14 protein-coding genes are annotated in these 23,041 nt (G+C 61.6%); 3 read left to right on the top strand and 11 right to left on the bottom strand.

From position 1 onward, the window contains the following. Positions 1–206 (top strand): hypothetical protein (locus H8S56_RS24435; RefSeq protein ID WP_214654173.1); only part of this gene is annotated, 206 nt, incomplete at its 5' end. Between the two features lie 22 nt (positions 207–228). Here the strand turns inward: H8S56_RS24435 and H8S56_RS21100 are convergent. The 7 genes from H8S56_RS21100 to mnmC all read right to left on the bottom strand — a co-directional run bounded on the left by H8S56_RS21100 (position 229) and on the right by mnmC (position 11,534). Further along, complete coding sequence (locus tag H8S56_RS21100; RefSeq protein ID WP_024688042.1) at positions 229–1,422, bottom strand: osmoprotectant NAGGN system M42 family peptidase; 1,194 nt, start codon at positions 1,420–1,422, stop codon at positions 229–231. Positions 1,423–1,505: 83 nt separating this feature from the next. Next, the gene (gene ngg, locus H8S56_RS21095) at positions 1,506–3,254 is read right to left on the bottom strand and encodes an N-acetylglutaminylglutamine synthetase (RefSeq protein ID WP_187519665.1); all 1,749 of its coding nucleotides are present in this window, start codon (positions 3,252–3,254) and stop codon (positions 1,506–1,508) included. Positions 3,255–3,258: 4 nt separating this feature from the next. Continuing rightward, positions 3,259–5,031: an N-acetylglutaminylglutamine amidotransferase gene (locus H8S56_RS21090; protein WP_024688044.1), complete on the bottom strand. Its 1,773-nt coding sequence runs from the start codon at positions 5,029–5,031 to the stop codon at positions 3,259–3,261. Positions 5,032–5,197: 166 nt separating this feature from the next. After that, on the bottom strand, positions 5,198–6,271 hold the full coding sequence (locus tag H8S56_RS21085; protein WP_187519664.1) for a lipocalin-like domain-containing protein: 1,074 nt from the start codon (positions 6,269–6,271) through the stop codon (positions 5,198–5,200). Beyond that, on the bottom strand, positions 6,261–8,729 hold the full coding sequence (locus H8S56_RS21080; protein WP_187519663.1) for an ABC transporter permease: 2,469 nt from the start codon (positions 8,727–8,729) through the stop codon (positions 6,261–6,263). The genes H8S56_RS21085 and H8S56_RS21080 overlap by 11 nt, the downstream gene beginning before the upstream one ends. A gap of 1 nt (position 8,730) precedes the next feature. After that, complete coding sequence (locus H8S56_RS21075) at positions 8,731–9,399, bottom strand: ABC transporter ATP-binding protein (protein WP_024694585.1); 669 nt, start codon at positions 9,397–9,399, stop codon at positions 8,731–8,733. Between the two features lie 152 nt (positions 9,400–9,551). Next, positions 9,552–11,534, bottom strand: a complete 1,983-nt coding sequence (mnmC, locus tag H8S56_RS21070) for a bifunctional tRNA (5-methylaminomethyl-2-thiouridine)(34)-methyltransferase MnmD/FAD-dependent 5-carboxymethylaminomethyl-2-thiouridine(34) oxidoreductase MnmC (protein WP_187519662.1) — start codon at positions 11,532–11,534, stop codon at positions 9,552–9,554. Between the two features lie 150 nt (positions 11,535–11,684). On the opposite strand from mnmC, the gene pap reads away from it, so the two are divergent. Further along, the gene (gene pap, locus H8S56_RS21065) at positions 11,685–13,181 is read left to right on the top strand and encodes a polyphosphate:AMP phosphotransferase (protein WP_187519661.1); all 1,497 of its coding nucleotides are present in this window, start codon (positions 11,685–11,687) and stop codon (positions 13,179–13,181) included. Between the two features lie 63 nt (positions 13,182–13,244). Here pap and chrA read toward each other — a convergent pair whose 3' ends face one another. The 4 genes from chrA to H8S56_RS21045 all read right to left on the bottom strand — a co-directional run bounded on the left by chrA (position 13,245) and on the right by H8S56_RS21045 (position 19,398). Further along, positions 13,245–14,432, bottom strand: coding sequence for a chromate efflux transporter (gene chrA / locus H8S56_RS21060; RefSeq protein ID WP_187519668.1), 1,188 nt, complete (start codon positions 14,430–14,432; stop codon positions 13,245–13,247). Positions 14,433–14,513: 81 nt separating this feature from the next. Continuing rightward, on the bottom strand, positions 14,514–15,842 hold the full coding sequence (locus H8S56_RS21055) for an HlyD family type I secretion periplasmic adaptor subunit (protein ID WP_187519660.1): 1,329 nt from the start codon (positions 15,840–15,842) through the stop codon (positions 14,514–14,516). 13 nt (positions 15,843–15,855) lie between these two features. Beyond that, entirely contained in the window at positions 15,856–17,937 is a 2,082-nt protein-coding gene (locus H8S56_RS21050) for a type I secretion system permease/ATPase (RefSeq protein ID WP_235986837.1), read from the bottom strand. 105 nt (positions 17,938–18,042) lie between these two features. Further along, complete coding sequence (locus tag H8S56_RS21045; RefSeq protein ID WP_187519659.1) at positions 18,043–19,398, bottom strand: TolC family outer membrane protein; 1,356 nt, start codon at positions 19,396–19,398, stop codon at positions 18,043–18,045. Positions 19,399–19,816: 418 nt separating this feature from the next. On the opposite strand from H8S56_RS21045, the gene H8S56_RS21040 reads away from it, so the two are divergent. Further along, the gene (locus tag H8S56_RS21040) at positions 19,817–23,029 is read left to right on the top strand and encodes a VWA domain-containing protein (RefSeq protein ID WP_187519658.1); all 3,213 of its coding nucleotides are present in this window, start codon (positions 19,817–19,819) and stop codon (positions 23,027–23,029) included. Positions 23,030–23,041 lie beyond the last annotated feature (12 nt).

The following is a 23,041-nucleotide window of genomic DNA, read 5'->3' as shown; positions in this document are numbered from 1 at the left end:
ATTCGGGGGTCGCCGCAAATGGGCCATCCATGGCCCAGTGCGGCTCAATCGGCATCCATGCCGATTGCCCCCCGAATCAGCGCCAGAACTCAGCCTTCACCCGCGTCGCGATCGGTGGTGTTCTCACTACCGCGCTAAAAAAGCGCGTCAGTGCTGCTGGCTTATTCAGTGAGCCAAATGACTTGGCTGTAACGACGAGCGCATAGCACGATCGACAATCGGAAGCCTTTACTCTTCCCGGTTCTGCCCAATCAGACTGTCCACCGGCGGTACCCGAGTTTCCGATTCCATCTGCGCGTCGTGCTCGATCTGATGGCTGAACTGATCAAGCGAAGCCTGAGCCGGTTTGGCATCGCTGGCGAACACGGGTGGGCTAAGCATATAGGCACCGAGCAACTTGCTTAGGGCAGCCAGGCTGTCGATATGCGTGCGCTCATAGCCATGCGTCGCATCACAGCCGAACGCCAGCAGCGCCGTACGAATGTCGTGGCCCGAAGTCACCGCCGAGTGGGCGTCACTGTAGTAGTAGCGGAACAGGTCGCGGCGCACCGGCAGTTCGTTCTCCACCCCCAGGCGCAGCAGATGGCGCGACAGGTGATAGTCATAAGGCCCGCCCGAATCCTGCATTGCCACGCTGACCGCGTGCTCGCTGGAGTGCTGGCCAGGCGCGACGGGTGCGATGTCGATCCCGACAAACTCACTCACGTCCCATGGCAATACGCCCGCAGCACCCGTACCGGTTTCTTCGGTAATGGTGAACAGCGGGTGGCAGTCGATCAACGGTTCGGCACCGCTGTCGACAATCGATTTCAGCGCAGCCAGCAAGGCGGCGACGCCCGCTTTGTCGTCCAGATGGCGTGCGCTGATGTGCCCACTTTCGGTGAACTCGGGCAGCGGGTCGAAGGCCACAAAGTCGCCGATCCCGATACCCAGCGACTCACAGTCGGCGCGGGTGGTGCAGTAGGCATCCAGACGCAGTTCGACGTGGTCCCAACTGATCGGCATCTCATCGACCGCCGTATTGAAGGCATGCCCGGATGCCATCAGCGGCAAGACGCTGCCGCGAATGATGCCGGTGTCGGTGAACACACTGACCCGGCTGCCTTCGGCAAAGCGGCTCGACCAGCAGCCGACAGCCGCCAGCGCCAGGCGACCGTTGTCCTTTACCTCGCGCACGCTGGCACCAATGGTATCCAGGTGCGCGGAGACGGCGCGGTCGGGCGAGTTCTGCTTGCCCTTGAGCGTCGCGCGAATGGTGCCCCGGCGTGTCAGTTCGAAGGGAATGCCTATTTCTTCCAGGCGTTCGGCGACGTAACGCACGATGGTGTCGGTAAAGCCGGTCGGGCTTGGGATCGCGAGCATTTCCAACAGAACTTTCTGCAGGTACTTCAGATCCGGATCGGGGATATTTGCAGGGGTCATGGAAGGCTCCTCTTGGGTAAAACGGCAAACAACGAGCTGATGCGGCAACTGGATCGCCGCTTCAGCCCAGGGCTTGGAGCTGTCTAGGTGTGCGCCGGCAAGCTGTGCGGAAACAGCAGGTCGACGAAGCGTTCGGCAGTGGGTTGAGGTTCGTGATTGGCCAGCCCGGCACGCTCATTGGCTTCAATGAACACGTACTCGGGTTGATCGGCAGCCGGGACCATCAGGTCCAGGCCGACCACCGGAATATCCAGCGCGCGGGCGGCACGTACTGCCGCATCCACAAGCACCGGGTGCAGAATGGCCGTGACGTCTTCCAGGCAGCCACCGGTGTGCAGGTTCGCAGTGCGACGTACGGCCAACCGCTCGTCCATCGGCAGCACCGTGGAGTAGTCATGGCCGGCTTCGCGCACGGTGCGCTCGGTTTCTTCATCCATCGGGATGCGGCTTTCGCCATCGGTGGCGGCTTCGCGACGGCGGCTCTGGGCTTCTATCAACTGCTTGATGGTATGGCGGCCATCGCCGTTGATCTCAGCCGGACGACGAATCGCGGCGGCAACCACCTCGAAACCGATCACTACGATGCGCAGGTCGAGGCCTTCGTGGAAGCTCTCGAGGATCACGCGGGTGTCGAACTGACGGGCGCGTTCGATGGCGTTCTGCACATCTTCGAACGTGCGCAGGTCTACGGCAACGCCCTGACCTTGCTCGCCGTCCAGCGGCTTGACCACCACCTGCCCGTGTTGCTCAAGGAACGCACGATTGTCGTCCTCGCTGCCAGCCCGTTGCTGGGCAGGCAAGCTTAGCCCTGCGGCCTTGAGTGCCCGATGGGTCAGGCTTTTGTCCTGGCAAAGCGTCATGCTCACGGCGCTGGTCAGATCGCTCAGCGACTCGCGACAGCGAATACGCCGTCCGCCATAGCTGAGGGTAAACAGTCCTGCATCCGCGTCGTCCACCTGCACGTCGATACCGCGCCGATGGGCCTCTTCGACTATGATCCGCGCATAGGGATTGAAATCCGCTTGCGGGCCAGGGCCGAGGAACAGCGACTCGTTGATACCGTTCTTGCGCTTGATGGCAAAGGTCTGCAAATTGCGGAAATTCAGCTTGGCGTAAAGTGCCTTTGCCTGCTCGTTATCATGCAGCACTGACAGGTCCAGGTAGCTCAGGCCACGGCTCATGAAATGCTCGACCAGATGCCGAACCAGCACTTCACCGACGCCTGGGCGAGTGCATTGCGGATCGACCGCCAGGCACCACAGGCTGCTGCCTTTTTCCGGATCGTTGAACGCTTTTTGATGATTGAGCCCCATCACGCTGCCGATGACCGTGTTGGTGCTCTCATCTTCAGCGATCCAGTAAACCGGGCCACCCTGATGACGGGGTGTCAGCAATGAGTGATCGATCGGCAACATGCCGCGCGCCAGATACAGGTTGTTGATCGCCTGCCAGTCCGCCTCGCTCTGTGCGCGACGAATGCGATAGCCGCGAAATACCCGCTGTGCAGGGCGATAGTCGCTGAACCACAGACGCAGTGTGTCTGAGGGATCAAGGAACAATTGTTGCGGAGCCTGCGCCAGCACCTGTTGAGGCGCGGCCACATACAGCGCGATGTCTCGTTCGCCCGGTTTCTCGTGCAGCAGGTCCTGAGCCAGCGCGGCCGGATCCGGATAGGTGTGGCCGATCAGCAGTCGGCCCCAGCCACAGTGCAGCGCCAGAGGCTCGGCCTCCAGCGGGCTGCCGTCTTCGGCGAAGCGCGCCTGCAGACGTTCGTACGAGGGCGACTGTCGGCGCAACAGGCGTTGGCTGTAAGTCGTCGCATTCTGCTTCATGGGATCACAGTCCTTGTTCGCTGAGCCACAGGTTCAGCGCTGCCAACTGCCACAGCTTCGAGCCACGCAGCGGGGTCAGTTGACCTTGCGGATTGGTCAACAGCTTGTCGATCATGGCCGGGTTGAACAGGCCACGGTCCTGGCTGGAGTCCGTCAGCAGCTCACGCACCCAGTTCAGGGTATCGCCCTGCAAATGCTTGAGGCCAGGGACCGGGAAGTAGCCTTTTTTGCGGTCGATCACTTCGGATGGAATGACCATGCGCGCGGCTTCTTTGAGCACCTGCTTGCCGCCATCCGGCAGCTTGAACTTGCCTGGAATCCGGGCGGACAGCTCGACCAGTCGGTAATCCAGAAACGGTGTGCGCGCTTCCAGGCCCCAGGCCATGGTCATGTTATCGACACGTTTGACCGGGTCGTCCACCAGCATCACGGTGCTGTCCAGACGCAAAGCCTTGTCGACCGCTGCGCTGGCGCCGGGCTGTGCGAAGTGGTCGCGGACGAAATCACCGGCTGCATCGTTTGCGGTCAACCATTTGGGTTGCACCGTTTCGGCGTATTCGGCGTAACTGCGGTCGACAAAGGCGTCGCGATAGGCTGCAACCGGATCGCTCGCACCATCGACCTGCGGGTACCAGTGATAACCGGCAAAGAGTTCGTCTGCACCCTGGCCGCTCTGAACCACTTTGCAATGCTTGGCCACTTCACGCGACAGCAGATAGAACGCGATGCAGTCGTGGCTGACCATCGGCTCGCTCATCGCGCGGAACGCGGCAGGCAGTTGCTCGATGATCTCGCTTTCCTGAATACGCAACTGGTGATGGCGCGTGCCGTAGTGTTTGGCGATCAGGTCCGAATACTGGAACTCGTCGCCGCGCTCGCCGCCCGCATCCTGGAAACCGATCGAGAAGGTCGACAGGTCCTCAACGCCCACTTCACGCAACAGACCGACCAGCATGCTGGAGTCGACACCGCCCGACAGCAGCACACCGACGTCCACCGCAGCGCGTTGACGAATCGCCACGGCTTCGCGTGTGCTGTCGAGTACGCGGTCGCGCCAGTCTTCCAGTGTGAGGTTTTTCTCGTCCTCATGCGGACCGTACGGCAGCGTCCACCAGACTTTCTGTTCCACCTGACCACTGGCGTCGATACGCATCCAGCTGGCCGGCGGCAGTTTTTCTACGCCCGCCAGCAGTGTGCGCGGTGCAGGCACCACGGCGTGGAAATTCAGGTAGTGATTGAGGGCGACCGGGTCGAGCATCGGGCTGATATCGCCGCCTTTAAGCAGTGCAGGCAGCGACGAGGCAAAGCGCAGACGCTTGTCGGTCTTCGACAGGTACAGCGGCTTGACACCCAGGCGATCGCGGGCGATGAACAGGCGCTTGCTGTCCCGCTCCCAGATGGCGAATGCGAACATGCCGTTGAGCTTGGGCAGCATATCTGCGCCCCAGGCATGGTAGCCCTTGAGCAGCACTTCGGTGTCGCCACCGGAATGGAACTGATAGCCCAATGCTTCAAGCTCGGCGCGCAGCTCAGGGAAGTTGTAGATCGCGCCGTTGAAGGCCATGGACAGACCTAGCGTGCTGTCGATCATCGGCTGAGCCGATCCATCAGACAGGTCCATGATTTTCAGTCGGCGATGACCAAGGGCAATCGGCCCCTGGCTGTGAAAACCCCACGCATCCGGGCCGCGAGGCGCCAGCTCATGGGTAATGCGTTCAACAGCGGCAAGATCCGCTGGTTGATGGTCGAAACGTAGTTCACCTGCTAGTCCGCACATAAGTCCTTACCGGGTTTCCGTTGGGGAGGTGGCTGAGAAAGTCCAGCCACCCAGAAACTGACCCGTGGGAATCGCGGTAGTTTTAGATCAAAAAGTTATAAGTGAAGGGGCTCGCTTAATGCGTTTCAGGATTTTGAAACCCCCACGGACGCTCTGGAGAGTGCGATCAATACCCCGTCATTTCCAGATACCCCACGCCGTTCTGGCTACCGCTGAACGTCACCGGCCCCTCCCAGTAGGGAATGCTCGTACCCATCCAGGCCTTGGGGTTGAGCGCTTGGGTGGTGATGTCCAGGTGTTTGCCGGGCACCTTGACTGACCACACGGTCGGCACCTTGCGGTCGCCGATGGTTGTGGTCTTGAGCGGTTCAAGGCTGATTTCGCCTGCCTTGATGAGTTGCGTGCTGCCATCCGCTGCGATCCAGTTGCCGGTGACGTAGTGCTCGCCGTTCGTGTGGCGGATGCGATACAGCATCAGTCTGGCACCGTCTGCCAATTGCAGGGAAAACCAGTCCCAGCCGGTCTGAGTGGCTGTAAGTGGCTGGCTGCTCCATTCCCGGTCCAGCCAGGCGTTGCCCGTGACCTGGTAGGTTTTGCCCTCAAGTTCGATGCTGCCCTTGGCATCGAAAAACGGTTGGCTGTAATAGTACGAGGCCTGTCCGGCGTCGGACTTCTGGCTGTAGCCCTGATCGCCTTGCAGCACCACGGGGCGGCTGGTGGTGAGGTTCAGGCGATAGCGGAAATCCTTGCCGCCGGCGGTCAGGTTCAGGTTGGCCAGAGGATCGTCAGCCATCGTGGCACTGCTCAATGACCAGTCGTCGATCCAGGCGGAGAAGGGCATGTCAGTCACGTTGGCTTGACCGATGCCACCACGCGCGTAGCGCTCTGCCACGTAATGCCCGGTGGCCGATGTGGCCGCGGCGTGTCCCAGCCAGATCGTACCGTCGTTCCAGCCACTACCGGTCTCTGTTCCGGGCCGCAGCGCATTGCGAAACAGTGTCCACTGCACGCCGAACGATTGACCCTTATCGTCCTTCAGCGTGGCGGTGATGTACCACCATTCGATCCGGAAACCGGGGTGCTGCCCGTGATCCTGCGGGAAGGAAAACACGCGCCCCGGCCTGACCTGGCTATAAGCGTCCGCCTTTTTGCTCAGGCCTGCGAAATCGCCGTCAGACGGCTTGTCGTCGCAGGCGCTCAGCAGCAATACAACGGCCATCAGCAGCCCTTTAGCGTTCATGGGCAAATGTCCTCAGCAGGTCGCCCGGGCGACTTCTGTGCAATTTGAACAACGGCCAGGCTGAGGCCAGCAGGGTTGCCAGCATGGCGAGAAGCATTAATTGCAGCAGTTGCAGCGGGAAAACCCGAAGGGGTAATCGCCAGCCGAACGCCTGCACATTAATGACCGCATTCAGGCACCAGGCCATCGCCAGGCCCAATGGCAACGCCAGTAACAGGGTCAACGCTGCCAGCATCCAGGTCTGTCCCAGATTGAGCAGCATCAATCTGCGCCGTGTCACGCCCATCGCCCACAGCGGCGCGAGTTGCCCCAGCCGGCTCTGGCTCTGGGTCAGCAGGCTGATGAACAGTGCGACGCCCGCAACCCCCAGGGTCAGGCTGTTGAGTGCTGCGGTGGCCGCGAATGTGCGTTCAAAGACCTGACCGGACCAGCGCTTGAGCTGGATCTGATCAATGATGTGATTGTCGTCCAGGGCAAATCGCTCCCGCAGTGCGTTGACCAGTGGTGCGACGTCAGGCTGGGCTATTCGAAGATTGAAGCGTATGGGCGTCAGGTGCGGCCAGTGGGTGAGCAGGTGTCTGGCGTTGACCAGTAAATGGCCCTTGGGATTGCCGTAATCGGCGTAGATGCCCACGATTCGCGCCGGCCATTGTCCAGCAGGGACAGGAAGGTTCAGTGTGTCACCCAGTTTGACATTCAATCGACGGGCCAGTTGTTCGCTGAGCATGACGGTGTCCTGATCGACCAGTTGATCCCAGGCGTCGGCCGACGCGTCGAGTAACTCCCAATGCTGGCGATAGGTGCTGTGATCAATCACGCCGAACAGGTCGGCGGGCCAGCCGTGTAACTGCACCGGTACTTGCCAGTTCGGCAGCACGGCGTTGATCTCCGGCCGCTGGCTCAGCCAGGCCTGCAACGGCTCGGCTTGCGCAGGGTTTTGCGGGCTCACGTACAGCTCGGCGGTCAGGCGCTGCTCCAGCCAGCTGTTGAAGGTTTCACGAAAACCCGACGTCATGCTGCCAGCGCCGATGTTGGCGGCCATCGCCAGTAGCAGCGCCATCAATGCCAGGCTCAACGCAGGCAACTGCTGCCTGCAATCAGCCAGAAACCATTGGCCTGTGACCGAACGACTGCGCGCCAGCAAAACGCTTAACAGTGTGTCCAGTAACACAGGCAGACCGAGCGCAGCGCCGAGCAGTAAGGCGCTGATCAGGACAAACCCCGCGAGCAACGAGTTACCCAGATACAAAGCCACTGCTGCAATCACTGCGCAGGTGATCGCGACCCAACCTTGCCGCCGCAACCAGCGAGCGTGAGCCTGCTGCCAGGCCTGCGCATCAGCCAGCGCCAGCAAGGGCAGGCGCGCGGCACGCAGCAAACTGTTGGCCCCTGCCAGCAATGCGCCGAGCAGGCTGAGGCCGATGCCGCTGATCCACCACCACAGGCTCAAATTCAGCTGTCCGGCGACCTCTGCGCCATACAGACCCCGCAGGCTGGCGGCCACATCAGGCAGCAGCAGACTCGCCAGCAGGTAGCCGCTGACCACCCCTAATATCCCGCCGAGCATGGCCAGAACACCGAGTTCCACGCCCAGCGTTGCAATCAGTAGCCGGGCCGTGACGCCCGAGGCGCGCAAATTACGCAGCAAGCCGCGGCGTTGTTCAAGCGCCAGACCAATCGCCGCATGCACGATGAACAGCCCGACAATGAACGACAGCACCCCCAGTGCATTGAGGTTCAGGTGGAAACTTTCGGTCAGGCGCTCAAGGTTGTTTTCTTCGCCTGCCTTTCTGATCACCAGTTGGTCTGCCAGCGAGGCCGGTAGCGGTGCCTTGAACCCGTCGGGCAGCAGCAGGCGCGACAACTGGCCGTTCTCACCCAGCAGTGGCTGGGCAAAGCCGATATCGGTGAGCAGCAGGCCGGGTGCCATATCCGCTGTCGCGCGCAGGGGCGGCAGCGGTGTGCCGTTTTCCGTCTGCGGCTGCTGGCCTTCCCTGAGATTCAGTTCTTGTAAGGTCTGGGGCGCGATCCAGGTCGCGCCCGGTGGCGTGAGAAAGTCCACGACCTGTTCCGCGTTCAGTGTCTGCCCCGCGAGTGAAGTCCCTGTCGGCAATGTCACCGGCTCGATGCCCATCAGTTGCAGCTTGCGGTCTGCGAGCCCTTCAAGGGCGATCCTGCCTTGCACCACGGGTGACACCGGCCAGCCCTGACGACGCAGTTCAATGAACAGATCTTGTGAGAACAGCTTGCCATCGGCCGCTTCGATAAGCGTTTGCGGCTGACCGCCGATCAACTGGCTGGCGCGCTGATAACTTTCCCGTGCCTGACTGTTGAGCGCCTGCACGCCGGTCAACAGCGCGGTCGCGAGCCACAGACCGGTCAGCAGGCTGAAAAACTGCACAGGATGACGTCGCCAATGGCTGAGCAGGGCGCGTAACGTCCAGTAGAACACCCGCATGTCAGCGTTCGCCTTCGTTCGCCAGACGGCCCAGATGCAGCACCTGTTGGCGCGCCAGGCGTGCCGCAATACGCGGGCTGTGAGTGACCATCAGCAGTGTGGCTGCGCTGTCATCGAGCAAGTCCAGCAGTAACTGCAGGACCTCTTCACTGGTGGTCTCGTCGAGGTTGCCGGTGGGTTCGTCGGCCAATAGCAGGCTGGGTCGTGAAGCGAGGGCGCGGCCGATGGCGACACGTTGCTGCTGGCCACCGGACAACTGCTCGGGGTAGCGGTCCAGCAATTCATCCAGACCCAGGCGTTCGATAAGCCGCGCTTGCCAGGCCGCGTCGTAACGCCCGGCCAGACGTGCCTGAAACGCAAGATTGTCTGCGACCTTGAGACTGCCGATCAGGTTGAACTGCTGAAATACCAGACCGATTTCCGTACGCCGCCAGTTCGCCAACTGGCGTTCGCTCATCAGGTCCAGACGTTGCCCGCCGATCTCGAGGGTGCCTGAGTCAGCGTGATCGAGTCCTGCGACCAGGTGCAGCAGGGTGCTCTTGCCACTGCCGGATTCGCCCATCAGCGCCAGACTCTCGCCCCGCGCCATCTGCAGATCAACACCGCGCAATACCGCCACCGGGCCTTGGGCTGTGGTGTAATTTTTGTAGACATCTCGCACGTGCAACATGAGGGGCTCGACTGGCTGTACCAACACTAAGCGTAGCGGCTGAGCGCGGGTGCGTCGCTGGCTGGTGTGGCGCTGAGGGTGCTGCGGGGACTGTTTCCCACAGGGTTATGCATTCAGTAGCGCAGAGCATGGACGCTATCAAGACGCTGCGTCTATTTATTCTCGCCCCGAATCAACCCACGCAAGGCAAACCGGTTCGGGTGACAGGCCTCGGCGACGCTGCGGGGCAGCGGCAGCGGTTCGTTGTCGAGCCAGGCACTGAGCAGCTCGGCACAGAGTGGGGAGGTGATGAGTCCACGTGAACCGTGGCCGCTGTTGACGTAAAAGCCTTCCAGCCAGGGACAGGCGATGTCGGGCACCTGACGCGCATCCCTGCCCAGCGCAGCAAACGCTTCGATAAACGCTTCCCGGTCCGCAAGCGGACCGACGATGGGCAGGTAATCCGGGCTGGTGCAGCGAAACGCGGCGCGCCCGTCCAGTTGTTCGGGTGGCACGTCTGTCAGTTGCAGACGCTGCACCAGATCGTGGGAAATCTCTTCCAGCATTTGCACATTACCCAAGTGATCGGCCACGTTGGGCGTGAGATCGACGCTGTTGAAGTCGAAGCTGGCCCCCAGCGTATGCTCACCCAGCCGGGCAGGCGCGACATAACCTTCCGCGCAAACGACCGTGCTCAGGGCTGCGCTGGCCAAGGTCTCGGGCAAGCGGGTGATCTGTCCGCGAATACGCTTGAGCGGCAGGTCGGCGCTCTGTTCGAACTGTTTGATGTCAGCCGCACCGGCCAGCACCACGACCGGTGCACTGTCGATCAATCGCTGCTCATCCCACGCCTGCCATTGGCCGTCGACCTTACGCAACGTCAGGGCTTCATGATGGGCAAACAGCTGAATGTTCGGATGCGTGGCCTGCAATTCACACAACGCAGGCGGATGAACCCAGCCGCCCTGCGGATAAAACAACCCGCCGCTGGCCAGTGCGATGCCACTGCGCGCTTCGGCGGCAGGCTGGTCCAGCAACTGCAGCAGCGATTCAGGAAAGGCAGCGGCCAGTTGCGCCTGACGCTTGGCTTCCTTGTCGTCAAAGGTCAGCTGCAGTACGCCGCAGGCGTCCCAGTCCACGCCGCGCTGCAAACGTTCGAGCAGGCGTCGGGTGTGGCCGAAGCCGCTGAGAATCAGTTGTGACAGCGCCGTGCCGTGGGCCGACAGCTTCAAATACAGCACGCCTTGCGGGTTACCCGACGCTTCCTGCGCCAGTGCCGCATGGCGTTCCAGCAGGCTGACCTGCCAGCCCCGATTCGCCAGGCTCTCGGCCGTGGCGCAACCGGCCAGGCCGGCACCAATCACCAGTGCCTTGCGCTCGCCTTGCACAACCGGCGGACGGGCAAACCAGGGTTTGGCGGCAGGCACAGGCGCGGCGTCTGCAGGCCAGGCGATGAATGCGCCGCGCAAGACTTCCCACTTATGGCCGATGCCCGGCACCCGCTTCATTTTGAAACCTGCTGCATTCAGCGCACGACGCACCCAGCCGGTGCTGGTAAAGGTGCCGATGGTGGTGTGGGTCGTCGACAGTCGTGCCAGTTCGGCGAACAGTTCAGGCGTCCACATCTCGGGGTTTTTGGCCGGCGCAAAACCATCCAGAAACCACGCATCGATCTGCCCGTCCAGTTGCGGCAGCATCTGCAACGCATCGCCGATCAGCAGGGTCAGGGTGATCCGGCCCTGATCGAACACCAGTCGTTGAAAGCCTTCGTGCACGGCCACGTATTGATCGAGCAGCGGATTGGCGAAGGCCGCCAGCTCCGGCCACAAGGCCAGTGCACGTTGCAGGTCAGCACGATCGAGCGGGTATTTCTCGACGCTGACGAAATGCAGCCTTGCACCCGGGCAGGCGCATTCAGCGAACAGCTGCCAGGCGCAGAGAAAGTTGAGCCCGGTGCCAAAACCGGTTTCGCCGATGATCAGCCGCCCGTCTTCGGGCAACTCGGTAAAGCGACGACGCAGGTCGTTCTGCACCAGAAACACATGGCGCGTCTCTTCAAGGCCAGATTCGGTGGAGAAATACACATCGGAAAACGTTCGCGAATGCGGGTTGCCGTGTTCGTCCCAGTCGATCTGGGCGTGGCGGGTTATGGTCATGTTTGGCTCAGCGTGGGCAATGGCGGCATTTTAGCCGTCTGCGCGGATAAAAGCGGTATTGCTGTTGCACCGATTGACCCATGAGGGCATTCAGTGGTCTCTATTGCATCTGGCCATCATCCCCCGGCCACATCTTGAAGGGAGCCGTGCATGTTTGAATCTGCTGAAATCGGTCATGCCATCGACGACGAAACCTACGAAGCTGCCGTGCCAGCCTTGCGCGAGGCGTTGCTCGACGCCCAGTACGATCTGCATGAACAGGCCGGACGACAGGTCATTGTGCTGATCAACGGCATCGAAGGCGCGGGCAAGGGCGAGACGGTCAAGCTGCTCAACGAGTGGATGGATCCGCGTTACATCGAAGTGCGCACGTTTGACCAGCAGACCGACGAAGAGCTGGCTCATCCGCCAGTGTGGCGCTACTGGCGACAACTGCCCGCCAAAGGGCGCATCGGGATTTTCTTCGGCAACTGGTACAGCCAGATGCTGCAGGGCCGTGTGCATGGCCGCTTCAAGGATGCGGTGCTCGACCAGGCCATCAGTGGCGCGGAGCGCCTGGAAAAGATGCTCTGCGATGAAGGTGCGGTGATCTTCAAGTTCTGGTTTCACCTGTCCAAGAGACAGATGAAATTGCGCCTCAAGACCCTGAAAGATGACCCGCTGCACAGCTGGCGTATCAGCCCGCTGGACTGGCAGCAGTCCCGGACCTACGACAAGTTCGTGCGGTTCGGGGAGCGTGTATTGCGCCGCACCAGTCGTGAATACGCGCCGTGGCATGTGATCGAAGGGGTGGACGCCAACTACCGCAGCCTGACCGTCGGGCGTTTGTTGCTCGAAGGCATGCAGGCGGCGCTGAACAAGGTCGAACCTGAGCCCAAGCCGCAAAGTTCAGGCCCCGTGGCCAGTCATGATGGAGAGCTGACCTTGCTGGACAGCCTCGACCTGAGCGTGAGTCTTGAAAAGGACGACTACAAGGAAGCGCTGATTACCGAGCAGGCGCGCCTGTCTGGCAACCTGCGCGACAAACGTATGAAGCGGCATGCGCTGGTGGCTGTGTTCGAAGGCAACGATGCGGCGGGCAAGGGCGGGGCGATTCGTCGTGTCGCGGCTGCGCTGGATCCGCGGCAGTACGCCATCGTACCGATTGCCGCGCCTACTCAGGACGAACGCGCGCAGCCCTATCTGTGGCGCTTCTGGCGGCAGATACCGGCACGCGGCAAGTTCACCATCTTCGATCGTTCCTGGTACGGGCGTGTCCTGGTTGAGCGTGTCGAGGGGCTATGCAGCCAGTCTGACTGGATGCGCGCGTATTCCGAGATCAACGATTTCGAGGAGCAGCTCACCGATTTTGGCCTGGTGGTGGTGAAGTTCTGGCTGGCGATTGATGAACAGACCCAGCTGACGCGCTTTGAAGAGCGCGAAAAGATCCCGTTCAAGCGCTACAAGATCACCGAAGATGACTGGCGCAACCGCAATAAGTGGCCGCAATACCGCGAGGCCGTGGGCGAAATGGTGGACCGTACCAGCACTGAGATTGCGCCCTGGACCCTGGTCGAGGCTAACGATAAGCGCTGGGCAAGGGTCAAGGTGCTGCGCACCCTCAATGAAGCGCTGGAAGCTGCGTTTGCCAAGGACAAGAAGAAGTAAGTCCGGCAGTTGAGCGACGGCTTCACGATACGTAGCGTGCGTCTGGGCTCACCCCAGTAGGGCTCATCCCAGTAATCCACCCGCCATGGCGCTGAGTATCACGACGCGCCATGGGGCTACCTTGCAGAGCAACGCGGCCAGCGCCAGCAAGGCCAGAGCGATGTCCTGCGGCCCTTCAATGGCGCTGGTCCAGACCGGGCGATACAGGGCTGCCAGCAATATCCCGACCACGGCAGCATTGATCCCGAGACAGGCCGCCTGGATACGCCGGTTATGTTGAAGCCGGTTCCAGAACGGCAATGCACCTGCCACCAGCAGAAAAGAGGGCGCAAAAATCGCCAGCAGGGCGATCAGTGCTCCCGTCCAGGCGGTGGGTGGCACCGACATCGACGCCCCCAGATACGCCGCAAAAGTGAACAGTGGGCCTGGTACGGCCTGCGCCGCACCGTATCCGACGAGGAAGGTTTCAGGATTGACCCATCCAGCGGGTACCACTTCGTTCTGCAGCAGAGGGAGTACGACGTGGCCGCCGCCGAAAACCAGCGAGCCTACGCGATAAAAGCTTTCGATCAGTGCCAGGGTCTGGCTTGGGAAAAGCGCGCTTAGCAGTGGCAAGCCCAGCAAAAGCGAGACGAACGCGATCAGCCAGCCAGCGCCTGCTTCAAGGCTGATCGTCGTCGGTAGATGATCGGTATGCCTTGGTAAACCGGGCTTGAACAATAGCGTACCCGCAAGACCTGCAACGACGATGACGGCGATCTGTGTACCTGCCAATGGCATTAGCAGCACGACGCTGGCAGCGATGATTGCCAATACGATTTTTGATGCTGCTGTGCAATGCTGGCGGGCCATGCCATACACCGCCTGTGCAACAACAGCGACTGCCACGATCTTCAGACCGTGCAAGACACCTTCAGGCACAAGCGTATGGTCGTTCGCCACGCCCAGCGCCAGCAACGTGAGGATGATCGCAGAGGGCAATGTAAACCCGCACCATGCGGCCAGCGCGCCGCGATAACCTCCACGCGAAAGGCCCAGCGCCATGCCCACCTGACTGCTCGCCGGTCCCGGAAGAAACTGACACAACGCAACCAGACTGGCGTAGCTGCGATCATTCAGCCACGCCCGTCGAGTCACGAACTCCTCGCGAAAATAAGCCAGATGCGCGACCGGACCACCGAAGCTGGTCAGGCCAAGACGCAGGAACACAAGGAAGATCGACCAGGCGCTACGGGAGTCTTCGGCAGGCATGACAGGGCTTCGATTCAATGGCGGGAACCTGGATCATGACGGGTCTGCCCGGCGAACGCCAAGTCCATGACGCGCAAGTGTTCACCGCTCGCGCAGCGCCTCGGCCCTGGCCTTGAGCACGGGCTTGAGCAGGTAATCCATCACGCTTTTCTCGCCCGTGATGATGTCCACGGTGGCGATCATGCCGGGGATGATCAGCAGGGGCTTGCTGGTGCTGCCCAGGTGGTTGCTGTCGGTGCGTACCTGGATCAGGTAGAAACTATTGTCCTTGTCGTCGGTGATGGTGTCGGCACCGATCAGCTCCAGCCGCGCCGGCAGGCCGCCGTAAAGTGTGTAGTCGTAGGCGCTGAACTTGACCATGGCCTTCTGGCCTGGGTGCAGGAAGGCCACGTCCTGAGGGCGCACTTTGGCTTCGATCAGCAGGTTGTCTTCCAGCGGCACGATTTCCAGCAGATCGCTGCCGGGCTGGACCACGCCGCCGATGGTGTTGACCTTGAGTGTCTTGATGATGCCGCGCACCGGTGAGGTCACGGTCGTGCGGCTCATGCGGTCATCAATGGCGATGCGGCTGGCGCTGATTCTGGCCAGGTCGTTGCGCTTTTCGTTGAGCTCGCGGGCGGCGTCAGCGCGAAACGCCAGTTCTGATTCCTGCACCCGGCTCCTGATTTCACTGATCGCCGCCTCGGCCCTCGGAATGGCCAGTGTATTGGCGTTCATCGAGCCCCGAATCTCCACAGCGCTACGCTTGAGGCGCAGGATTTCCACGGGCGATACGGCACCTGAGCTGACCAGAGGCGCTGACATGTCCAGCTCTTGCTGAACCAGCCCCAGGCCGTTGCGAAACTGCTCTTGCCTGGCGCGAGCCTCGGCCAGCTCCTGAGTCTTCTGGCGCAGTTGCTCATTGAGTGTGCGTTGTTCGCTGGCCAGTCGCCGTTGGCGGGATTGATACAGTGCCTGCTCGTCGGCGGCCACTTGTGGCGCGCTGGAGTTCACCTCGGCAGGCAGTGTCAGGGCACGACCTTCGGCCTCGGCGGCCAGCCGCTCCACTTGCGCAGTCAGGGTCAGGCGGTCCACTTCGCTTTCACCGCGGCTGGACATGAAACGGGTGTCATCCATACGCAGCAACGTATCGCCCTTGTTCACCACCTGGCCTTCACGCACGAAAATCTCATTTACGATCCCGCCTTCCAGGTTCTGAATGACCTGCACCTTGCTCGATGGAATAGCCTTGCCTTCGCCGGTGGTGACCTCTTCGAGCACGGCGAACCGTGCCCAGAGCAGGGCGCTCAGCAGGAGTGCGGCGGCCATCCACACGGTCAGGCTCATGCCGCGTGACGAGTGCCGGGCCAGCGCGGCGGAGCGATAGGGCAGAAAGGCGGTTTCCGTGTGACGGCTACTCAGAGTGCTCATGGACAATTCTCCTTCAAACCGGTGCCGGGCCGGTCTGGCCCTTGCGCAGTGCGTCGATGACAGCGTCCTTGGGGCCGTCTGCAACCAGCCGGCCGTTCTCCAGCACCAGCAGACGGTCGACCAGCGTCAACATCGACAGGCGATGGGTGATTAGCAACAGGGTCTTGCCGGGGATCAGCCGATGCAGGTGCTGACGCAGCTGTTCTTCGCTGGCGTTGTCCATGTGGCTGGTGGGTTCGTCGAGCAGCAGGATCGGCGGGTCCAGCAACAGCGCGCGGGCCAGCAGTACGCTTTGACGTTGCCCGCCAGAGAGCAACTGACCGCGCTCGCCCACGGGCCTTTCGAAGCCGCGGGGATGACGCAGTGCCAGGTCATCGACACCGGTCATGCGCGCGACTTCCAGCATTCGCGTGTCGCTGACCTGACGTGCGCCCAGGGTCAGATTGTCACGCAGACTGCCTGCCAGCAGCGGCAGGTCATGGGCCACATAACCGATCTGTTGGCGCAGTTCGCTGAGGTCCAGCTGTTGCAGGTCCAGATTGTCCAGCAGTACCTGGCCCTCGTCCGGCGTATGGAAACCCATCAGCAACCGCGCCAGCGTGCTTTTGCCTGACCCGCTGCGGCCAATGATGCCGACGCGTTCTCCCGGTTTCAGACTGAAGCGTATGCCGTTCAGTGCGGCCGCGCCCGCTGGCTCGTAGGCAAACCTTAGGTTGCTGGCGCTCACAGCGCCCTTGAGGGGCGGCGTTTGCAGCGGGCGTGCGCAGGCAGCGTGCTCCTGAGGCAGTGCCATCAGCGCATCGGTGCTTTTCATCGTCAACTGCGCCTGTTGATAACGGGTGATCAGGCCCGCGACTTGCCCCAGTGGCGCAAGCACTCGACTGCCCAGCATGTACGTCGCCACCAGCGCACCGACGCTCAGGTGCCCGCCGATAATGTTGTAAACCCCGGCCACCAGCGTGGCCATGCCACAGAACTGCTGCACGAACAGCGTGCCGTTGCTGGCCAGCGCCGCAAGGTGTCGGGCGTGGCTGTCCAGGCGCGTCAGGGCGGCGTGGGTGCTTTCCCACTGATGCTGGCGTTCGCCCTGAGCGTTGCAAGCCTTGAGCGTTTCCAGCCCGCCGAGGGTTTCGATCAGCAGGGCCTGCCGGGTGGCACCCAGGCTCAGGCTGGCCTGCACGGTGTCACGCAGCCGCGCCTGGATCGCCCAGGCAAAGGCGACGGTCAGCGGAAAAGCCAACAGCGGAATCAACACCAGCCAGCCGCCCAGCAAGCCAATGACTGCCAGCATCAGCACTGCGAAGGGCAGGTCGATCAGGCTGGTCAGGGTCACGGCGGTCAGAAACTCGCGCAGTCCCTGAAAGTCATGAATGCTTTGGGCGAAGCCGCCGATGGTTGCCGGACGTGCCTTGAGGTTCATGCCGAGGATGCGCTCGAACAGCGTCGCGGACAGAATCAGGTCGGTTTTGCTGCCCGCCTGATCCAGCAGCCGGGCGCGAATCAGGCGCAGGCCCATCTCGAATAGCGTACCGATCAATAGGCCGATGGCCAGCACCCACAAGGTTGCCGTGGCTTGATTGGGCACCACACGGTCGTAGGTTTGCATCACAAACAGCGGCACCATCAGGCCGAGCACGTTGATCAGCAGGCTGGCGAGAATCGCGTCGCCGTACAGCCTGCGGGAAAGCTTTACGGTGTCACGAAACCAGGACGTCACTCGCGGCAGCAATGGCGAGCGCAGCTGTTCAAGTTCATGGCGCGGGCTGGCGAACAGCGCCTGGCCGGTGTAGCGCTGCGCCAACTGGTCGGGCTCGATCCACTGTTCGCCGCCCTGGTTTTCCGAAGGCAGGATCAGCAATCGCCCGGCTTCATCCCGACGCACCAGCACGGCGCAGCGCTGGTCGTTCAGCAACAGCAGCACGGGCAGGTTCAATGAGTCGATATGGCTCAGGCTGCGCCGCAGCCAGCGCGCCTGCAAACCCGCCCGGGCGGCCGCTCGCGGCACCAGTGCGGGTTCCAGCCGCTGGTTGTGCAGCGGCAGACCGGCACTCAGGCTGCTGCGGCTGTGGGTGCTGCCGTGCAGCTGACAAAGCATTATCAAACCGTCGAGCAGTGGGTCGTCGACATCGTTGAGCGATGCCTCATGAGTGACGGCGTCAGGCCTATGCAGACTGTTCAATAGCGTGCTCCCTGCCGTGGATTATTTGAGTTCGGGCAGGCGGGCATCGCTCTGCACCTCGGTCAGCGCTATCGCTTCGGCAGGCAGCACGACCCGCTGTTTACGCAGCAGCTCGCCTTCGCTGGCCAGCACCCGGTACATGGCCAGTTCTTCGGTGTAGCGCACCTCGGTGTAGCGGCGGCTGGCGTTGTACAGCTCGTTCTCGCTGTCCAGCAGGTCAAGCAGGCTGCGCTGGCCCAGGCCGAACTGGTCCTGGTAGGCGGTGCGTACGCGCGTGGTCGATTGAACGTAGTCATGGGCAATCGGTGTCTGTTGGCGGGCGTTGCTCATGGCATTCCAGGCCAGTGACATGTTTTCGTTGAGCATGCGCAGGGCATTGTTGCGAATGTCCAGCGCCTGGCCGGCCTTGTGTGCGTTGGAACGCATGCGCGCCGTATCGCGGTTGCCGTTGAACAGGTTGTAATTCATCACCATGGCGGCGCGCCATTGGTTGTCGTGGCCGCGTTCGCCTTGCAGGTTATCGTTGGCCCCGACCGCCAGCTCGGCGTCGAAGCGCGGGTAGAACGGTGCTTTGGCGATTTCGTACTGCTTTTCGGCCGCCTGCACATCAGCCTGCGCCGACTTCAAATAAGGGTTGTTGAGCAGCATGCTCTGCTGGGCCTCGCTCAGGCTCAGCGGCACTTCGCCCTTGATCGACGGGGGTGTTTCCAGTTCGTCCGGTAATTGTCCCACAGCACTTTGGAAGCTGGTTTCGGCGTCCGCCAGGTCGACCTGGGCGGTGTAAAAGTTGTTCTGCGCCAGCGCCCGGCGTGCCAATGACTGATCGCGGTCGGCGAGGCTGCTGACGCCGCGCTCGCTGCGCAGGCTGATCTGGTCGTTGATGCGCAGGTGCGCTTGCAGGTTGTTTCGCGCCAGCGTCAACAGTTCGCGGCGTTTGAGCACTTCCAAGTACACCTCGACAGCGCGCAGGGCCAGGCTTTGCGAAGTGCCTTGCACGTAATACGCCCGCGAGTTGACCACTGCCTGAGTGCGTCCGACTTCATTGGGTGTGTTGAAACCATCGAACAGCAGTTGACGCAGGCGAAGTTCCGACTGGGTGTAAGTCAGTGCGTCGGCGTTATGCCCGTAAAGTGCGCGGGTGCCAGGGCTGTCGCTCTTCTGTCTGCCATAGGCAGCGATGGCGTCGACCACTGGCAGATAACCGCCTTTGGCCACCTTCAGCTCCTCGTCGGCTGACAAGCGTTCATGTTTGCCCGCCTGCACTTCGGGGTGAGTGTCGAGGGTGCTTTGAATAGCTTCGGTCAATGAGATGGCTTGCGCTTGCGCACAGGCCACCGCCAGGACAACAGCACTGTAAAGCGGGGTTAAATCGCGCATGGGGCACTTCTCCCTGAAGTGGTTCTAAGTCGCCATAAAAATGACGCGTTGTGTGATGTCGGCCGTATCAGGCGTGTAACAACACAGCTAAGAACAACTTTGAGAAAACCTCAGACGCTTTTTTCATAAGTCTTATGCCAAAAAATACTTTTGTTATTTTTCCGTTTCGAGCGATGGTTGCTCGCCCTGTATCAGTTATTTCAAGTGTTTATGGGCGTTGGTCAGTCGTTTCGGACGCTTTGACGAAATATTGTCAATGCTGTGAACCTCCGTTAACCGGCCCATGACCTTACGAACGCATGAAGTGTCGATATTTTGGCGAACATTATTTTTCAGCACCGAGGTGTTACACGCGTACAGCAGTCGAACGTGTTGCCGGGCAGTGACAGCGCTGATCATCACGACAGTGGAGAAGCTTATGGCGAGCGTTATCGGGACAGTGTTGAGGGTAGCGAGCGATGTGTTCGCCGTGGCGGACGACGGTTCAAAAAGGATTCTCGGCGTGGGAGACCGGGTGTTTGTCGGCGAACAGGTGCAGGCCGGACCTGAAGGCGGCATCGCCATCAGGCTCGAGAGCGGCCGCGAACTGACCTTGGGGCGTGACACCCGTGTGCTGCTCGAGGGTTCATTGCTCGACGGTCAGGCCCCCCATGTGGAAACCCTCGATCCGCTGACCCCCGCGCTCGGCGTGGCGACTGTTAACGACCCCGAGTCTGTGAGCGAGCCTGCCAGTGATGCGGGCGGTGGCGGACACACCGTTGTCATGCTCAGCGAGACGGGGGGCGAGGTCCTGCCGGTGATCGGCTTTGCGACTGAAGGGTTGGTCATGACGCCGATCTTTCCTGAAGGCCCCGACGACTTCGCGCGCGGTAGAGACTTTGGGGGCACACCGCCTGAGCAGGTGACCCCGCCGATACCTGAGCGGCCCATCGTTGAGCCGCCTGCCACTGAGCCTGTGGTGATCGAACCGCCGATCACGGAGCCGCCTGTCACCGAGCCGCCTGTGCAGCCGCCGATTGAGCCGCCTGTCGAACCGCCTGTTGAGCCTCCCGTGGATTACTGCGTCGGCGTGTCAGATAGCCAACTGACGCTCAATGAGGCCAACCTGTGTGGCGGTTCCGACCCCGATCCGGCTGCCTTGACCCAGAATGGGAGCTTCATCGTCACGGCCGCTGATGGTCTGCAGAGCCTGGTGGTGGGCGGTATCGAAATCGTCAGGGGCGGCGTGGTGATGGATTTTTCGCAGCCAGTGTCGACGGCGTTGGGTAACAGCCTGAGCATCACCGGCTACGACCCGGTCAGTGGTCAGGTCACTTACAGCTACACCCTGCTCAATCCACTGGCTCACCCGGACGGCGAGGGCGCCAACGCACTGGACGAGCCGATCGAGGTGGTGGCGGTCGATAGCGATGGCGATATCGGAACCGGGCAACTGGCGATCAGCATTGTGGACGACCAGCCGCAGGCGTCGGATATTGAACTGACGATCACGCCTGCGCCGCTCGACTCCAACCTGCTGCTGGTCATCGACAACTCAGAAAGCATGAACGGTGCGTCAGGGGTCGATGGTCTGTCGCGTCTGGACCTGGCCAAACAGGCGATCAATCAACTGCTCGATCAGTACGCAGCCATGGGCGATGTGCGGGTGCAGGTCGTGACCTTCAACAGTCAGGCCGACGTTCTCAGCCCTGTGTGGGTCGATGTGGCGACCGCCCGAGCGATGGTCGATTCGCTGGAGGCGGGTAATGGCACTGACTACGATGCGGCGCTGGCGGGTGCGCAGAGTGCGTTTGTGGGCACGGGCAGCCTGAGCGGTGCGCAGAATCTGGTGTACTTTCTGTCCGACGGTAATCCCACGCTGTCGCCCGAACATTCCGACCCCAACGCACAGCCTGATCCAAGTCAGGGCGACGGTATCGATGTGGCCGAACAAGCGGCGTGGACGGCCTTTCTCGACAGCCATGGCATCAAGTCCTTCGCCATCGGCCTGGGACGCGAGGTCGACCAGACCTACCTGGACCCCATCGCTCATGATGGGCAAACCGGCACCGACACTCGCGCGGTGATCGTTCTGGAACCGCGTGAATTGAGCGCAGTGCTCAGCGGTACGGTTCAAGGCAGCACCGAAGGCAGTCTGCTGAGGGGCGGCACGTTCGGTGCCGACGGTGGCTTCGTCAGGGGATTGATGGTCGACGGGCAGGCCTACACCTATGATCGCAGTGGGCAGGGAAGTGTCAGTGGCGGCCCGGGACAGGCACACTTTGACAGCGCCGCTCGTACCCTGACGGTGACGACCCAGGCGGGTGGCACCCTCGTGGTGAACATGGAGAGTGGCGCGTTCAGTTACACGCCAGGCAGTGCCCAAACGCCAGCGACAGAATCCATTGGCTACCTGCTCAGTGATCATGATGGTGACCTGTCGGCGGCAACGCTCTCTATCAATGTGCAGCCAACGGTGCCCATGCCTGCCCCCGAAGCGTTCGCCGATCACATCATCACCAGCATTCTGGCGCCGAGCATCGAGGTGCCTGCCGCAGCGTTGCTGGCTAATGACCGATCCCCAGGCGGGGAGCCCTTGAGTGCGAGTCCGACGGTTTTTCACACGGGCTGGCGTGACGCAGGCGCGGACTTTTCCGCTTCGCAACTGAACACGATTCAGTTCGGCGGGCAGACAGATGTGCCGGAAAATCGGGTCAAGGACCTGCAGCGTTCCGACTTTCATATCACCCAAGCGGCGACCGCAACCGTACTGCTCGGTGGTTATCTCGGTGCCTGGCAAGGTGACACCTTCAATCATCAGGACCTGTACAGCGTTGAGCTGAAGGCGGGCGAGGTATTGACGGTCGATACCCGGCAGCTCTCCGATCAGGTCGGGCTGGCGTGGCAGATGGACGATGGCGAATTCCACAGTCTGGCGGCGGATGGATCGTTCACTGCCAGCGAAGACAGCGTCTATCGCCTGATTCTGATTCATCAGCCTGATCCGGGCGTCGCCAACGAAGGGCTGGATTATCAGTTGGGTCTGAGCATCGATTATCGTCAGACCAATACCACCCCAGGTTACCAGGGCAGTTACACCGTTGAAGACGCGCATGGGGGGCACGACTCGGCGGCGGTCAGCATCGATTATCAGCACGGCCCCTCATTGATCGGGACGCAGGGCGACGATGTGTTGCTGGCGGCGAATGGCAATGATCGTCTGGTCGGCGGCAACGGCAACGATGTGTTGATCGGTGGGCCGGGTGATGACGTGCTGACGGGCGGCGAAGGGCAGGACAGGTTCATGTGGCTGGCGGGCGACACGGGGCATGACCGTGTGACGGACTTCAGCGTCGGCGTCGATACCCTGGACCTGTCGCAACTCTTGCAGGGCATGGGGGCTCGTGCCGAGGCACTGGAAGATTTTCTGCACGTGCGTGTTAACGGCGTCGGCACGCAGCCGGTCTCGACCATTGAAGTCGGCCTGGATGCCGGGCATCCGAGCCAGAGCATAGCGCTGGCCGGGGTCGATCTGGCCGCGCAGTTCGGCGTCGTGCCTGGTGCCGGTGGCTGGATAGCTGGCGGCCCAGACACCGCAACCATCATCAACGGCATGTTGGGGGATCATTCATTGAAGGCGGATGTGGTGTAGCGGCCCGGTCCA

Origin of the sequence: Pseudomonas triticifolii (assembly GCF_014358015.1) — a bacterium.
Lineage (GTDB): Bacteria > Pseudomonadota > Gammaproteobacteria > Pseudomonadales > Pseudomonadaceae > Aquipseudomonas > Aquipseudomonas triticifolii.
Note: the sequence above shows the minus strand (reverse complement) of the source record. Positions and strands in the feature narration are given on the sequence as shown.

Coding starts and splice junctions, on each gene's coding strand:
- H8S56_RS21100 (WP_024688042.1), bottom strand. CDS start 1,422: ATGACCCCTGCAAATATCCCCGATCCGGATCTGAAGTACCTGCAGAAA.
- ngg (WP_187519665.1), bottom strand. CDS start 3,254: ATGAAGCAGAATGCGACGACTTACAGCCAACGCCTGTTGCGCCGACAG.
- H8S56_RS21090 (WP_024688044.1), bottom strand. CDS start 5,031: ATGTGCGGACTAGCAGGTGAACTACGTTTCGACCATCAACCAGCGGAT.
- H8S56_RS21085 (WP_187519664.1), bottom strand. CDS start 6,271: ATGAACGCTAAAGGGCTGCTGATGGCCGTTGTATTGCTGCTGAGCGCC.
- H8S56_RS21080 (WP_187519663.1), bottom strand. CDS start 8,729: ATGCGGGTGTTCTACTGGACGTTACGCGCCCTGCTCAGCCATTGGCGA.
- H8S56_RS21075 (WP_024694585.1), bottom strand. CDS start 9,399: ATGTTGCACGTGCGAGATGTCTACAAAAATTACACCACAGCCCAAGGC.
- mnmC (WP_187519662.1), bottom strand. CDS start 11,534: ATGACCATAACCCGCCACGCCCAGATCGACTGGGACGAACACGGCAAC.
- pap (WP_187519661.1), top strand. CDS start 11,685: ATGTTTGAATCTGCTGAAATCGGTCATGCCATCGACGACGAAACCTAC.
- chrA (WP_187519668.1), bottom strand. CDS start 14,432: ATGCCTGCCGAAGACTCCCGTAGCGCCTGGTCGATCTTCCTTGTGTTC.
- H8S56_RS21055 (WP_187519660.1), bottom strand. CDS start 15,842: ATGAGCACTCTGAGTAGCCGTCACACGGAAACCGCCTTTCTGCCCTAT.
- H8S56_RS21050 (WP_235986837.1), bottom strand. CDS start 17,937: ATGCTTTGTCAGCTGCACGGCAGCACCCACAGCCGCAGCAGCCTGAGT.
- H8S56_RS21045 (WP_187519659.1), bottom strand. CDS start 19,398: ATGCGCGATTTAACCCCGCTTTACAGTGCTGTTGTCCTGGCGGTGGCC.
- H8S56_RS21040 (WP_187519658.1), top strand. CDS start 19,817: ATGGCGAGCGTTATCGGGACAGTGTTGAGGGTAGCGAGCGATGTGTTC.